This window comes from Planococcus sp. CP5-4_YE, from assembly GCF_019042655.1.
In the GTDB taxonomy this organism is placed as follows: domain Bacteria; phylum Bacillota; class Bacilli; order Bacillales_A; family Planococcaceae; genus Planococcus.
In genome coordinates this window covers 216,622-231,291 of the sequence record NZ_JAHPZO010000002.1, presented here as the reverse complement: position 1 = coordinate 231,291, position 14,670 = coordinate 216,622, and the positions used below count along the sequence as shown (strand labels likewise).

Annotated in this window: 14 protein-coding genes; 11 read left to right on the top strand and 3 right to left on the bottom strand. The window is 49.3% G+C overall.

What is annotated here, in order from left to right; translation table 11 throughout:
* Positions 1-150 precede the first annotated feature (150 nt).
* The 8 genes from glgB to KTG14_RS03515 all read left to right on the top strand — a co-directional run bounded on the left by glgB (position 151) and on the right by KTG14_RS03515 (position 10,292).
* Positions 151-2,034 carry a 1,4-alpha-glucan branching protein GlgB gene (gene glgB, locus KTG14_RS03550; protein WP_216969503.1) on the top strand — a complete coding sequence of 628 codons (1,884 nt, stop codon included), beginning with the start codon at positions 151-153 and terminating at the stop codon, positions 2,032-2,034.
* A complete protein-coding gene (locus tag KTG14_RS03545) occupies positions 2,031-3,179 on the top strand; it encodes a glucose-1-phosphate adenylyltransferase (protein WP_216969502.1) in 1,149 nt (382 codons plus the stop codon). Before glgB ends, KTG14_RS03545 begins: the two co-directional genes overlap by 4 nt.
* Positions 3,176-4,198 (top strand): GlgC family sugar phosphate nucleotidyltransferase, encoded by a 1,023-nt coding sequence (locus KTG14_RS03540; RefSeq protein ID WP_216969500.1) that lies wholly within the window; start codon positions 3,176-3,178, stop codon positions 4,196-4,198. The genes KTG14_RS03545 and KTG14_RS03540 overlap by 4 nt, the downstream gene beginning before the upstream one ends.
* The gene (gene glgA / locus KTG14_RS03535) at positions 4,195-5,619 is read left to right on the top strand and encodes a glycogen synthase GlgA (RefSeq protein WP_216969498.1); all 1,425 of its coding nucleotides are present in this window, start codon (positions 4,195-4,197) and stop codon (positions 5,617-5,619) included. The genes KTG14_RS03540 and glgA overlap by 4 nt, the downstream gene beginning before the upstream one ends.
* Before the next feature lie 14 nt (positions 5,620-5,633).
* Positions 5,634-8,018, top strand: a complete 2,385-nt coding sequence (locus KTG14_RS03530; RefSeq protein WP_216969496.1) for a glycogen/starch/alpha-glucan phosphorylase — start codon at positions 5,634-5,636, stop codon at positions 8,016-8,018.
* Positions 8,019-8,038: 20 nt separating this feature from the next.
* Positions 8,039-8,848, top strand: a complete 810-nt coding sequence (locus KTG14_RS03525) for an SDR family oxidoreductase (protein ID WP_216969494.1) — start codon at positions 8,039-8,041, stop codon at positions 8,846-8,848.
* Between the two features lie 84 nt (positions 8,849-8,932).
* Positions 8,933-10,027 (top strand): MBL fold metallo-hydrolase, encoded by a 1,095-nt coding sequence (locus KTG14_RS03520; protein WP_216969492.1) that lies wholly within the window; start codon positions 8,933-8,935, stop codon positions 10,025-10,027.
* 4 nt (positions 10,028-10,031) lie between these two features.
* Positions 10,032-10,292 (top strand): DUF3006 domain-containing protein, encoded by a 261-nt coding sequence (locus KTG14_RS03515; RefSeq protein ID WP_216969489.1) that lies wholly within the window; start codon positions 10,032-10,034, stop codon positions 10,290-10,292.
* A gap of 50 nt (positions 10,293-10,342) precedes the next feature.
* Here the strand turns inward: KTG14_RS03515 and KTG14_RS03510 are convergent, their stop codons facing one another.
* The 3 genes from KTG14_RS03510 to KTG14_RS03500 all read right to left on the bottom strand — a co-directional run bounded on the left by KTG14_RS03510 (position 10,343) and on the right by KTG14_RS03500 (position 12,356).
* On the bottom strand, positions 10,343-10,633 hold the full coding sequence (locus KTG14_RS03510) for a DUF3219 family protein (protein ID WP_254177955.1): 291 nt from the start codon (positions 10,631-10,633) through the stop codon (positions 10,343-10,345).
* Between the two features lie 73 nt (positions 10,634-10,706).
* Positions 10,707-11,792, bottom strand: coding sequence for a YkvI family membrane protein (locus KTG14_RS03505; RefSeq protein ID WP_216969485.1), 1,086 nt, complete (start codon positions 11,790-11,792; stop codon positions 10,707-10,709).
* A 237-nt stretch (positions 11,793-12,029) separates the two neighbouring features.
* Positions 12,030-12,356, bottom strand: a complete 327-nt coding sequence (locus tag KTG14_RS03500; RefSeq protein WP_216969483.1) for a YflT domain-containing protein — start codon at positions 12,354-12,356, stop codon at positions 12,030-12,032.
* Between the two features lie 115 nt (positions 12,357-12,471).
* Here KTG14_RS03500 and KTG14_RS03495 point away from each other — a divergent pair, with 115 nt between their 5' ends.
* From KTG14_RS03495 to KTG14_RS03485, 3 genes are all read left to right on the top strand, one after another.
* Positions 12,472-13,206: an MBL fold metallo-hydrolase gene (locus KTG14_RS03495; RefSeq protein WP_216969482.1), complete on the top strand. Its 735-nt coding sequence runs from the start codon at positions 12,472-12,474 to the stop codon at positions 13,204-13,206.
* Positions 13,207-13,284: 78 nt separating this feature from the next.
* Complete coding sequence (locus KTG14_RS03490) at positions 13,285-14,304, top strand: LLM class flavin-dependent oxidoreductase (protein WP_216969480.1); 1,020 nt, start codon at positions 13,285-13,287, stop codon at positions 14,302-14,304.
* Between the two features lie 84 nt (positions 14,305-14,388).
* Complete coding sequence (locus KTG14_RS03485; protein ID WP_216969721.1) at positions 14,389-14,667, top strand: hypothetical protein; 279 nt, start codon at positions 14,389-14,391, stop codon at positions 14,665-14,667.
* Positions 14,668-14,670 lie beyond the last annotated feature (3 nt).

Here is a 14,670-nt window from a genome sequence, read left to right as displayed (position 1 = left end):
CAAGCCGTTAGATCAGGAAAAATATGAAAACATTGCGACATTCCGGCCGTTTGTGGAATTTCTTGGCAGTCATCAGCATCTTAACAAGGACTTTACATTTCAAATGTAGAATAGAAACTAAACTTGGTTTTGGCCAAAAGGAGGCGCTGCATGGAATTTTTGTTGAACACATGGACGAAAGAACGCCTGCAAGCTTTTCATGAAGGACAGATGGTTGATGGCTATTTGTATTTCGGCGCACATGCAGTTGGCGAAGAAACGACATTTTCGGTTTGGGCTCCTGACATTAAAGGCATCGATGTCGTCTGCGTGGACCCCGAGACGGAAGACACCTCCACGTATCCGTTAGAGCGGCATCCGCATGATGCGAGCATATGGGGAGTGAGCGTCCCGGAAAATTTGGAAGGCCAGCTTTATGAATATGCGCTTCGGACGCCAAGAGGCGAAGTGCTGTGGAAATCTGACCCGTATGCAAGGCAAAGCGAGAAACGGCCGTTCACGAAATCCATCGTTTCGGGTCTGGAGGAATACGCTTGGCCGCTGGAGGTCCTGAAGCGCAAGCAAACGATTAACGACAAGCATCTGGAACGTGCGATGGCCATTTACGAAGTGCATCTCGGCACTTGGCGGCGCAAGGAAAATGGGGAATTCTATACGTACCGTGAAATTGCAGATCAATTGATTCCGTATGTGATCGACATGGGCTTCACGCATATCCAGATTTTGCCGATTACCGAGCACCCGCTCGATGAATCTTGGGGCTACCAGACAACGGGTTACTTTTCGCCGACAGGCCGCTACGGCACAGCCGATGACTTAAAGTATTTCGTCACCGCTTGTGCGCAACATGGCCTTGGCTTGTTCTTGGACTGGGTTCCCGGCCATTTTTGTGTGGACCAGCACGGATTGGCGAATTTTAACGGCCAATTGCTTTACGAAGAAGAGCGGGAAGAGCGCCGCCTGAACCCGGATTGGGGAACCTTGAACTTTGACATCAATAAAGGCGAAGTGGTGAGTTTCATCTTGTCGAGTGCCCATTATTGGCTAGAGGAATTCAAGTTCGACGGCTATCGGATGGATGCCCTCGTCAATCTATTGTTCATCCCGAATATCAAAGAACGCCCACATAACGCGGAGGGGGCAGATTTTCTCAGGAAGCTGACGGCCAGCTTGAAGCTCCATTATCCGGAGAAATTGCTTATTGCAGAAGATGCCTGGCATTATCCGAAAGTGACGCATCCGGTCGAATCTGGCGGTGTCGGCTTCGACTATAAATGGAACTTCGGCTGGATGCATGACACGCTCGAGTATATGAAAACGCCGCCGGCAGAGCGGTCGGGCGCCCATGGCAAAATGAATTTTTCAATGGTGTATCAATACGAAGAGCGCTACCAAGTGATTTTTTCCCACGACACCGTAGCGGATGGCCGGAAATCTTTGCTCAACAAGCTGCCGGGCACAAGGGAAGAGCGTTTCCTCCAACTGCGTTTGCTGTTCGGATTTTGGATGGCGCATCCCGGCAAGAAATTGTTATTCATGGGCCAGGAGTTCGGCCACTTCGAAGAATGGGAATTCCAGCCGGAACTCGATTGGGCATCGCTCGAGGATCCCCAACATAAAGGGATTGCTGAATTCATGAAAGAATTGCTGGCATTCTATCGGAGCGAAAGAGCGTTTTTTGAACTCGATGATGAACGCGACGGCTTTATGTGGCTCGATGCCGATAACCATGAACAAAGCGTAGCGACCTTTATCCGGAGGGGATTTTTGCCGGAAGATGAATGCCTTGTGCTGTGCAATTTCTCTGAACATCATTATAAAAAATTTCATGTCGGGGCACCGCGAAAAGGCTCCTATGAAGAAATCTTCTCCACCAATTCAGCAAAGTTTGGCGGTACGGCTGCAGATTTGCAGCAGGCGGCAGAAACACTCGATGTTTCGTGCGACAATCAGGATTTCTCATTAGAGCTTGATTTGCCGCCGTTTACCATGAGCATCTGGAAAAAAAGAAAAGATGGGAGTGATTTGTTGTGAATGAAAAAGTAGTTGCCATGCTTCTCGCAGGCGGGCAAGGAAGCCGTTTGAAATCATTGACATACGATATTGCCAAGCCTGCCATTCCATACGGCGGAAAATACCGGATCATTGATTTTCCTTTATCGAATTGCACCAATTCGGGCATCACGACGGTCGGCGTACTGACCCAATATCAACCGCATGCGCTCCACCGCTATATCGGGCTCGGCACGCCTTGGGACCTTGACCGCCATAAAGGCGGGGTGACGATGTTGCCTCCTTACGCCGAAATCGACGGCATCAAATGGTATGCCGGAACGGCCAGCGCAATTTATCAGAACATCAATTTCTTGACCAGCTGTGAACCTGATTACGTCTTGATTTTATCGGGCGACCATATCTACAAAATGGATTACGAAAAGTTAATAGAATATCACAAAGAAAAACAGGCGGATGTAACGATTTCCGTCTTAGAAGTTCCTTGGGAAGAGGCGAGCCGCTTCGGCCTTGTTGATACAGATGATGACATGAACGTCATTGACTTCAGTGAAAAGCCGGAGGATCCGAAAAGCAATCTTGCTTCTATGGGTGTTTATGTCTTTGATTGGAAAAAGCTGGAGTCTTATTTAGAAGACGATAACATTATAGAAGAGTCGAGCCATGATTTCGGAAAAGACATTCTGCCCAAAATGCTGTCTGACCAAAAGAAAATGGTGGCATATCCATTTAAGGGCTACTGGAAAGACGTTGGGACAGTGGATAGTTTATGGGAAGCGAATATGGATCTCCTCGACCCATCGGCAGGGCTTGTCTTGCACGACCCCGCCTGGCGGATCTATTCATCGAACCCTCAGCTGCCGCCGCAAGTGATCACCGATTCGGGGCGTGTGCAAGGTTCGATGGTCAATGAAGGCTGCGTCATCAGTGGGACTGTCAGACATTCAGTGATCTTCCAAAATGTCCTCATCGAAAAAGGTGCGGTTGTCGAAGACAGTGTTGTCATGAGTGGAACAAAAATTGGCTCTGGCGCACATTTGAATCGTGTCATCGTTCCGCCAGACATTACGGTTCCGGAAAATTACCGTCTGCACGACCCTGCGAAGGGCATTACGCTGTTAACGCAAGACTTAGTCGATTCATGGAAGGAGAGTGGGCAGCAATGACATTGATGGCCGCAGTGGACGCTTCTGTAAAAGTAGCAGGACTCCAAGACCTGACCATTCATCGATCAGTCTCCTCGATTCCATTCGCAGGAAGATACCGCCTGATCGATTTTGCTTTATCGAATTTAGTGAACGCAGATATCAACTCGGTCGGCATTTTCGCGTCGCAGCCCTTTGCATCATTAATCGACCATATCGGAGTTGGGAAAAGCTGGGATTTGGACCGTCGTAAAGAGGGCTTATTCTTTCTGCCAACCAGTCATCAAAACGGCGGAATTGCCACAGTTGGATCATTCCATGATTTTGAAGAACACATCCAATTTTTTGAAAAAAGCCGCCAAACGCATGTAGTGGTCACAAGCAGCTTTGTCGTTGGGCAATTGGATTATAAAGAAATGCTAGCCCACCATCTGGCATCCGGGAAAGACATTACGGAAGCGGTCGGTGCAAGCGGCTCTTTGAAATCGTATATCCTATCGCGCAGGTTGATGCTTGAATTGATCCGTTCCTATCGTGAAAAACGCATTCTCAGCATCGAAGATTTAGTGAATTTGAAAAAAGCGCCTTATTCGTATGGCGTTTATGAATACAAAGGGTATTTTGCCATCATTGACTCGATCCAGCAATACTTCAAAGAGTCGCTCGGGTTATTGGACGAGAACAACCGCCGACTGTTATTTCTACCCAAAGAACCGATTTACACAAAAGTGAAAGATGAACCGCCAACGCGTTACCTTGATGGATCTAAAGTGTCGAACTCGATGATGGCAAACGGCAGCACGATTTTGGGCAATGTCAAAAACAGCATTGTCAGCCGGGCAGTCACTGTTGGCATCAATGCAAGTCTCGATAGCTGTATCATTATGCAGAAATGCACCATCGAAGAAAATTGCGAACTCTCTTATGTCATTGCTGATAAAGATGTCTATATCGAAAAAGGCGTGACGTTGACCGGCACAGCTGACCGGCCGATCGTCCTCAGAAAAGGCGAACGGGTCACGAAGGAGGATTCCCAATGAAGATTGTGATGGCCGCTGCGGAATGCGCCCCTTTTGCCAAAGCGGGGGGCTTGGCCGATGTAATCGGTGCATTGCCGCAGGAGTTGGCCCGCCTCGGACACGAGGTGCAGGTCATCATCCCGAAATACAGTTTGATCCATAAACGCTACCAGCAGCAATTCCTTAAGGTGGAAGAAAATTCCTTTGAATTTAAGGGAGAAGAGAAAAATTATGCAATCTACGAACTGAATATGCATGGTGTCAGGTTCCTGTTTTTGGAAAATGATTCTTATTTTGAACGGGACAGCATTTACGGGCCGGATGATGCCGAACGTTACGCCTTTTTTAGCCGGGCGGTCCTGGATTTCCTGACGCGTTCCGAAACAGCGCCGGATGTTCTGCATGTTCATGACTGGCATACGGCTGTTTTGCCATTTTTATTGAAAGAAGATCCTCAATACCAGCACCTATCCGACCGCGTGAAAACCGTCCTGACGATCCACAATATCCAGTTCCAAGGGAATTTTCCGAAAGACGTATTTTTGGAACAGTACCGAATGGATGAAAAGTTCTACGAAAACGGCCAAGTTGCATGGCTCGAGAACTTCAATTCTTTAAAAACCGGTATGCTCTATGCCGATAAATTGACGACGGTCAGCCCGAACTACCGCGATGAAATCTTGACGGAAGCTTACGGGGAACATTTGCAAAACCTCCTTATTGAACGGCAAGCGGATTTGCATGGCATATTGAATGGCATCGATACGGAAGCTTATAACCCGAAAACCGATGAACACATCGCACAGACTTTTAGCGTAGAGGATTTGCAGGGGAAACAAGCGAACAAGCGCGCCATCCAAAAACGCTGCGGCTTGCCGGAACAGCCGGATATTCCATTGATGACAATGGTGTCGCGGCTTTCGGGGCAGAAAGGGATCGATATACTCGAACAAAGCTTGCCTGAATTTTTGGAAGGTGATGTCCAGTTTGTGCTGCTCGGTTCAGGAGAAACGCATTTCGAAGAATTTTTCCAACGCCTTGAAGTGGATTATGCTGGGAAAGTCTCCGTCCATCTCGGGTTTGATGAATCGTTTGCCCATCAATTATATGCAGGCGCGGATATATTCCTGATGCCTTCGCATTTTGAACCTTGTGGATTGAGCCAACTGATTTCCATGCGCTACGGCACGATTCCAGTCGCCAACCGGACGGGCGGCTTGAGCGATACGGTAGATGAATACGAGGAAGATGATAAGTCAGGAACGGGCTTTTTAAGCGATTTCAAAGCCGGCACTCATTTCGATGAAGCCTTATCGCGCGCGCTGTCCTTCTATTACAAGCCGGACCATTGGAATGCTTTGATCCATAACGGCATGGCGAGAGATTCGTCATGGTCGCGTTCGGCTAAAGAATACGAGAGATTATATACGAGCTTAAACTGAAGGGTGTGTTGAGAATGTTTTACTCCAAGGAGCAATTCAAGGAAGAATTCAACCGGCGATTAACAGTGGAAAATGGGGATAAAACAGAAAACACAGCCTATAATGTATTAGGGAAAATGGTTTGTGAACAAGTGCTGCAGGAATGGGATAAGCAGCAAGCAGCCAACCGGGACAGCGGCGATAAGCAATTGTATTATTTGTCGATCGAATTCCTGCTGGGCCGTTTGCTCGGGCAAAATCTGCACAATTTGGGCGCTTACAACTTAGTAGAAGAAGCGCTCGGCGAACTGGGCTATAAACTATCGGAAATTGAAGAGCTTGAACAGGAACCAGGCCTTGGAAACGGCGGGCTCGGGCGTTTGGCGGCGTGTTTCCTGGATTCACTCGCTTCGCTCGGCCTGCCCGGGCATGGCTGCGGGATCCGCTACCGCGGCGGTTTGTTCACACAACATTTCATCAAAGGCTTCCAAGTGGAATTGCCGACCAATTGGATTAAAGAAGGGCAAGGCATCGAAGTACGCAGGGAAGATCTTGCACTCGATATCCCGTTTTATGGGGAAGCCAGCATGACTGTAGAAGAGCAAGGCGTCCGTACGGAACTGAAGAATGCGGTTTGGGTCAAAGCCGTGCCATACGATATGCCGATTGTTGGGGCAAAGGGCGGCACGATCAACACGCTCAGGCTCTGGCAGGCGGAACCGTCCGACCAGCCGTTGCCTTATGGGCTCGGTTATTTGGTAAATGAACTCGAGACCGCTAAAATATCCGACCGCCTTTACCCGGATGACGCACTTGATAGCGGGAAGCTGCTGCGTCTAAAACAGCAATACTTCTTGTGCAGTGCCTCTATCCGCACGATCCTCGCGACACGTAACTTCGATATTGAAGAACTGCCTGAAAAAGTAGCGATTCAAATCAACGATACGCACCCGGCTTTATCCGTGCCGGAATTGATGCGGATATTGATGGACGATTACGAATTGGATTGGGATCAAGCATGGTCGCTGACGACGCGAACCATCTCCTATACGAATCACACAATTTTGGAAGAAGCGATGGAAAAATGGGAAAGCCGCCTGCTGCGCCAGTTGTTGCCGCGTGTTTACCAAATCATCGAAGAAATTGATCGGCGTTTCAGAGCCGAATGGGAATCGAAGGAACTGGATGAACAGGCCGTGCATAAACTGTCGATCATCGACGGAGGCGTCGTGAAAATGGCCGTCTTGGCCGTCGTCGGCAGCTATAAAGTGAACGGGGTGGCAAAGCTCCATACAGAAATCCTGAAGAAACGCGAAATGAAAGAACTTAATGAATACTTCCCGCATAAATTCCATAATAAGACCAACGGCATCACTCATCGCCGCTGGCTGCTTGCAGCAAATCCGGAATTATCTTCACTCATTACCGAACACATCGGCCCGGATTGGATCCGCCATCCTGAACAATTGAGTGAACTTGGATATCTGGCGGATAGCCGGCCGTTCCTGGAGGCATTCCAAGCCATCAAAAAGCTGAAAAAAGAGCATTTGATCCACCACCTCGAAAGAGAGCACAATACCATCGTTGACCCCGATTCGATTTTTGATATCCACATCAAACGAATCCACGGCTATAAGCGCCAACTGATGAATATTTTGCATGTCCAGCAATTATACAAGCGCATCAAAAGCGATCCGAATTACCGGCCGTATCCACGGACCTTCTTGTTCGGCGGAAAATCCGCCCCGAGCTACCATTTCGCTAAACAAGTCATCAAGCTGATCAATACGGTCGCCGAGCGTGTCAATAATGATCCGGTCGTAAGGCGCCATCTGCATGTGGTGTTCGTCGAGGACTATAACGTCAGCCATGCGGAGTTCTTGATTCCAGCAGCAGACATTAGTGAACAGATTTCCACTGCCTCGAAAGAAGCATCAGGCACAGGCAATATGAAATTCATGATGAACGGCGCCTTAACCCTTGGGACGTATGATGGGGCGAACGTGGAAATCTTCGATGCAGTCGGCGAAGAAAACGCCTTCGTCTTCGGTATGAGCTCAGAAGAAGTCATGCGTTTTGAGCATGATAGAAGCTATAATCCGAAAGACATTATTGAACAAGACCCGTCTATCCGCGAGACTATTGAAGAATTGGCACGCGGAGAATGGTCAGACGGCCCGCATAATTCCGATTTTATCGTGCGCCAATTGACGGAGAACGGAGATCCATTTTTCGTTCTGAAGGACTTGGCGGACTATGCTAGGACGCATGATCGTGTGCTTGATGCATATGGCCATCCCGTCGAATGGGCGAGCATGTGCGTAAGGAATATCGCGGCATCCGGCATTTTCTCAAGCGACCGGACAATCCAGCAGTATTCCGAAGAAGTATGGGGATTATCGAAAGTTCCGACTAACTGAAACTGGCAGGAGGATAAGCAATGGCACAAGCAAGTTTTGATAATACCGATCTGGCTGATTACAAAGCAAGCGGCGCTTTAGAAGGAAAGGTGGCGATTGTTACCGGTGCAAGCAGCGGCATCGGGCAAGCAGTCGCGATCGCCTATGCAAAAGAAGGGGCGCGTGTAGTCATCGGCTATCTCGATGACGAAGAAGGCGCCGACAAAACCTTGGGCATCATCCGATCTTACGGCGGCGAAGCACGTGCTTTAGGCGGAGACCTTGGAAAATCCGAAAATTGTGATGCACTTGTGAACTTTGCGCTCGAGGAGTTTGGCGCTTTGGATATCGTCGTCAACAATGCAGGGTTCCAATATCCGCAAACTTCGCCGCTCGATATCAGCGATGAGCAAATGCTCAAAACCTTCGAAATCAAGGCATTCGCGATGTTTTATTTAGTGCGTGCGGCGTTGCCTCATTTGAAAAAAGGGTCGCGCATTATCAATACCGCTTCCATCAATGCTTACCGGGGCCATTCCGATCTCATCGACTACTCTGGGGCAAACGGCGCGATGGTCGCCATGACACGCTCCTTGGCAAGACGGCTCGTTCGTGAGGAGATTGCGGTCAATGGCATTGCACCAGGCCCGATCTGGACGCCGCTCATCACAAAAACTTTCGGGGGGGTGAACCCGGACGTCGGGTCCGATTTCGGTGAAGACGTGCCGGCAGGACGCCCCGGACAGCCATATGAACTCGTAAAAGCTTATGTATTCTTGGCGGATCCGCAAAATTCCTATATGACCGGGCAATTTTTGCATATGAACGGCGGCGACTATATGTCGACATGAAAGCACGGGTGCTCCCGTGCTTTTTTATATGGAATTCCACGTTTTTCGTAAGCTGTGGTAAAATTCGGCTAAGAGGTGGAAAACATGAAAAAGCTAATGTGGCTTGCCGTTTTGCTGCTGGGTTTAGCGGGCTGCGTCCCGCTCGGTGAACCGGCTAACCCGAAACCGGCGGAACCGGAACGGCCAGAGCAAAACACAACTGTAGGGCAACTGGGCGGGCTTGCTGTTCATTATATCGACGTTGGCCAAGGGTCCGCCGCGTATCTGGAATGGGACGGCTATTCGATGCTGATTGATGCCGGCGATTGGAACGCCAGTGATGTGCTGATGTATTTGGACAAACTGCAAGTCGAAGAAATCGATATCGCGGTCGGGACCCATCCAGACGCCGACCACATTGGACAAATGGCGCGGGTCATCGAAACTTACGACATCAGGGAAGTGTGGATGTCGGGAAACATGAGTTCCTCCAATACGTTTATCCGGATGCTAGAAGCGGTCGATGAAGCCGGGATTCCATATGAAGAACCACGGCGTGGGGACGAATACGAGATCGGTTCGCTGAAAATCGAAGTGCTCCATCCCAAAGAATTGAGCGGTGATACAAATGGCGATTCGCTGTCATTTCACATCAGCTACGGGGAGACAGCATTCATCTTTACAGGCGATGCCGACATCCAGGCAGAAGGGGAAATGGTCGCCAGCGGCTTGCCGCTCGAAGCGGATATTTTGCTGATGGGCCACCATGGCTCCAATACATCCACGAGCCTGGAATTTTTGCAGGTCGTGGAGCCCGAGGTAGCGATTTATAGTGCAGGCCTTGATAATCCTTATGGCCATCCGTACGCAGAAGTGCTGGCGTCTGTGGAAAATGAAGGGGCGGAAGTGTACGGCACTGACGTCAATGGCACCATCATCGTCGAGACGGACGGCCAGGAATATAGCGTAGAAACCGAACGGGAAGGCGTCGCCAAAGAAGGCAGCAACCGCTGTGTGGATATCAACGGAGCCTCTACTGCGGAGCTGTCGGAGCTGACCGGAATCGGAGAAGCATTGGCGGAAGCAATCATCGACGAGCGCCCGTTTGAAACGCTCGATGACTTGACGCGTGTCAGCGGCATCGGCGAAGGAAAACTGGCTGGGTTGAAAGAACAGGGATTAGCTTGTGTAGGGGAGTGAGCAGATGAGAGGGGTATTGGATCGATTTGAAGATGGCGGTGTGGCTGTCATCATCGCAGAGCAAGCTGGGCGCGAATTCCATGTGCCGCTGCGCTATTTACCGGAAGGCAGCAGGCAGGGCATGTGGTTCAGACTGAGCATCGAAGCGGGACGGGTCGTGGATATCGAAGCGGATCTCACACAGACGAATGAACGCGCTGCAAAAGCCGAAGAATTGATGGCAAAGCTGCGCAACAAAAGCACAGGAAGCCGCTTTAGGCGGTAATAGAAAAGCGTATGGAGAGTGTTCTCCATACGCTTTTCTTACGCTTGTTTTCAATTTGATGCCAGTTCGGTCAGTTCCAGATGATAATCCGCTACTTCATTGTCTTTATAAAGGTTGGTCGTATCTGTGAAATAATTGGAAATGGCAGCGTCGAATTCCTGGTCTTTAGCCGGCAAAGTGACGCGGAAATTCATCTCATACAGCAGGACGGCAATATCGTGGTAAACTTCGCTCGTCACTTTGAAGTCACACGAGAGATGTCTCCGGCCGTCTTCTAATTGACGCAAGTCGAGCTGGTGCGTTTCGATTTGGCGGCCGTTCAATTGAATGGGTTCGCTCATCATTTATTCCTCCGTTCCGTTTGCTGAAAAAACAGTATAGTAACGGTACCATGAAAAAAACACCAAAGCACAATCATGTGCTTTGGTGTCTGATTTTTTCTGCGCGTGTGACTTCTTTTTTCGATTTGCGAAGGTCATTGAAAATTAATGCGCCGACCAAGAACAATCCAAGGTATCCGACAATCGGGTAAAACCAGTTGACTAGTTTCGTGAACCCGACAAAGCTCAGGATGTAAGCAGCGACTCCGACGATGATGACGAAGATGCGGAATTTCGCTGTCCCCATTTCGACAAAGCGTGCGGAGAACGAGAACAGCATGCTGACGCCGGTGTTGTAGATCATGCCGAACAAAATGACCGACATGAAGACGCCGAGTGCAGGCGATAAATCATCCGCAATTTGCAGCATCGGCATTTCTGCCGTGCCGACGACATCGACTTTCGAGAAGATCGCCAAGTGGCTCAAGATGATCAGGATACCAAGCCCAAACCCACCGATCAGCCCGCCGCGTGCTGCGATCTTTTCATCTTTTTCAGTCCCGCCCATGACGATGGACATCGAAGCCCCGACCGCAATATTGAAGGAGACGTAGTTGATGGCAGACAACCACCAGTTGGCAACTGCCGATTCCTGTTCTTTGGCGATGGATTCAAGCGCTGAAAACGAACCATCCATCGTCAATAAACTGTAAGTGGCAAGCCCAATCACTGCAAGAATCAGAAACGGCGTGATGCTTCCGATGATGTTGATGACTTTTTGAACGTTCAGCATGATTGTCAAGATGATCAAAGCCGCCATGACGGTGCTGCCAAGAGCGGCTGACCAGCCGAACTGCTGAGAGAAAATCGAACCGGCTCCGGCGATCATGACGACGCCTACACCGAATAGCGTTAAAATGATTATGTAATCAACGATGGTGCCGATCAAACGGCCACTGATGCCGAAAATGGCTTCTTTATGGGAAGTAGTGCGCATGCGGCTGCCAAGGCGCGTCAAGCTCATCCCCAGATAAGCAAAAAGTGCAGTGGCAATCACGGCCGCCACAGTCCCCATCATTCCAAAACTGGTGAAATACTGCAGGATTTCCTGCCCGGAAGCGAAACCAGCACCGACGATAATCCCAATAAAGGCGCTCCCCATTTTAATACTTTTAAACATCTTGCTCCCCCTCGTTAAGCGTACAAATTTACTTATTTGAAAATTAACCTTTTTCAAATATAGCAAAATTAAAACGTTTTCACAAATTCAATTAGGGAAAAATAGTATTTTACTAGTTTTTCAAGGGATTTTCAGCAGTATAATAATATTTGTGATATAACTTTTTTTGGTAAGAAATAAACTTGGGTCATAATAAAACCCCTCACGGCGAGCTGCCGTAAGGGGTTTAGTTGATCATCAGTTGTCTTTGTTAGCTACGATGACCAATTTGCCTGTGTCTAGAACTTCTTCGTACTCATCTGCTTCTTGCTTCGTGAGGCCAGCTGCTTCGAGTTTCGCGCGCAATTCATCGCCGCGGGAAGAAGTCATGTTTTTCATGCTGTCGAGAAAGCCTTGTTCTTTCATGCCGACTGACTCTGTATCAAGTGCTTTCGTGATGTCTTTTGTGCGTTTCGGGTCATGCGCGAAAATATAGATGTCGTCATGCGTGAATCCTTGTGACTCAAGCTTTTCAATTTCTGCTTTTGCTTGCACTGCGTTTTCGACTGATAGTTTAATTACCAAAACGAATCCCTCCAATATTTTCTTCTTACTCTCTATATACCACGTGCCAAAACTCTTAAACTACGTGGCGTATGTTGAAATGATATACTGGGGAAAAACGGGAGGAGTGGTGACCATGAAAATTACGCCAATCGGGATTTGGGGCGGCTATCCGAATAAAAACGAAGCTACCTGCGCTTATTTGATCGAACAGGACGGCTACCGCTGCTTGCTAGACTGCGGCAGCGGGGTGGTCGCGGCGGTGCAGAATTACACGGAACTGAAAGACATCGATGCGGTCGTCATCAGCCATTATCACCCCGACCATGTGGCGGATATAGGCGTCTTGCAGCATGCTGCGATGGTCGGGATGCAATTGAAAGAATGGGATGTGCCTTTGCCGATCTATGCGCATGACAAAGATCAAGAAGGCTTCGCTGTATTGTCTTATAAAGGTGTGACGGAAGGGCGTGCGATAGAGGTGGGCGACACGCTCGAACTCGGGCCGTTCCAAGTGAGTTTTTGTGAGACAGACCACCCTGTCTACTGTCTGGCGATGCGCTTTACGAATGGCGAACGGACAGCGGTCTTCACGGCCGATACAGCATGGAAAGACGAACTCGTGCCGTTTGCCCAATCAGCTGACCTGCTCGTCGCGGAATCGAATTTATACGAAAAATACCTCGGCGTCATCCAAGGCCATATGAGCGGCAGTCAAGCGGGGAAGCTTGCTTCACAAGCTTCAGCTAAGAAGCTCTTATTGACTCATTTGCCGCAGTACGGAGAATTATCCGAAATCCTCACGGAAGCGAAGAAAACTTACAGCGGCGATGTGGCGTTCGCTGAAATCGGCAAAAGCTATCAATTATAGGCAGAGCAGATAGTTTGAATTTGAAGGAATTTCCTCCTATCCTTATATCATCCGAATTGGATGGAAGGAAGTTGACACATGACACAACAAACAAAAGAGCTTGCAGTATCCATCCTGGACCTGGTTCCAGTGCGCCAAGGCTATCCGGTGGTGCAAGCGTTCGAAGATATGACAAACCTCGCACGCCATGCCGAACAACTGGGCTATAAACGGTTCTGGCTGTCTGAGCATCACAATACACCGACGCTCGCAAGTTCAGCGACGTCGATTCTCATTTCCAAAGTGCTTGAAGCGACCGATACGATCGAAGTCGGTTCCGGTGGCATCATGCTGCCCAACCATACGCCGCTCGTTGTCGCCGAACAATTCGGCACACTCGAGACGATGCATCCCGGTCGCGTCAATCTGGGCCTCGGCCGCGCACCGGGCACCGATATGCAAACCGCTCGCGCTCTTCGCCGGACAACTCAGGAGACGGCGTTCCAATTTCCTGAAGATGTCGAAGAACTGCAGCGTTATCTGGGGCCGAGTGAGGCGCAGGAATCTGTGAAAGCCTATCCGGGCGTGGAGACGGAAGTGCCGTTATTCATTCTCGGTTCAAGCACATCGAGTGCAGTGCTCGCGGCGAAACTTGGCTTGCCTTACGCTTTTGCGGCGCATTTTGCCCCTCAGCAATTGGAATCGGCAGTCGCCATCTACCGCTGCCGCTTCGAGCCTTCCGAAAAATTAGCAGAGCCGTACGTTATCGCCTGCGTAAATGTTGTCGGTGCCGACAGTGCAGAAGAAGCGGAACAGCTTTCGACTTCAAGCGACCAGTTCTATTTGAATGTCGTCCGCGGCACAAAAAACCCATTAATGCCGCCAGTCGAGACGATGGACGGCCGCTGGAGCTACGCTGAAGAAGCGATGGTCAAATCGATGGCGCGCTACACATTCAAAGGGCATGTCGAGCAGCTAGGCGAGCAGATTGGCCGTTTTGCCGGATCATTGCCAATCGATGAATTGATGGCAGTCTCCTATATCTATGACCAGGACAAGCGCATGCGCTCTTACGAAATCCTGAAACAAGCAGTATCGAATGCTGTACGATTGCCATGAAATGTTCACCTTACGGGCGTCAATAGCCGCTCGGCTTCATGTATAATACTAGGGAAACTTGAAGTTTAAAGGTGGTAGTAATTAATGGACTTTCTCTATTTTCCTGAAGACAAGTCTGAATATATTCCGGGAATCATCTCGGTCGTCATTATTTTCATCCTATCGATCCTTATCGTCCGTCTTTTGATGAGAGCGTCGCGGAAACAAGTCAAAAAATTGAATGAGCAAGGATACCCGGTGATTTACGACCGCGGTGAAACGCGGAAAGAGTCTGATGAACAAGCGCAAGCAGATCGACAAGAAAATCCGAACACACCGGATGAGCCGCGGGATACAAACGGCCAGCCAACGGAAAAGCCCTGACGC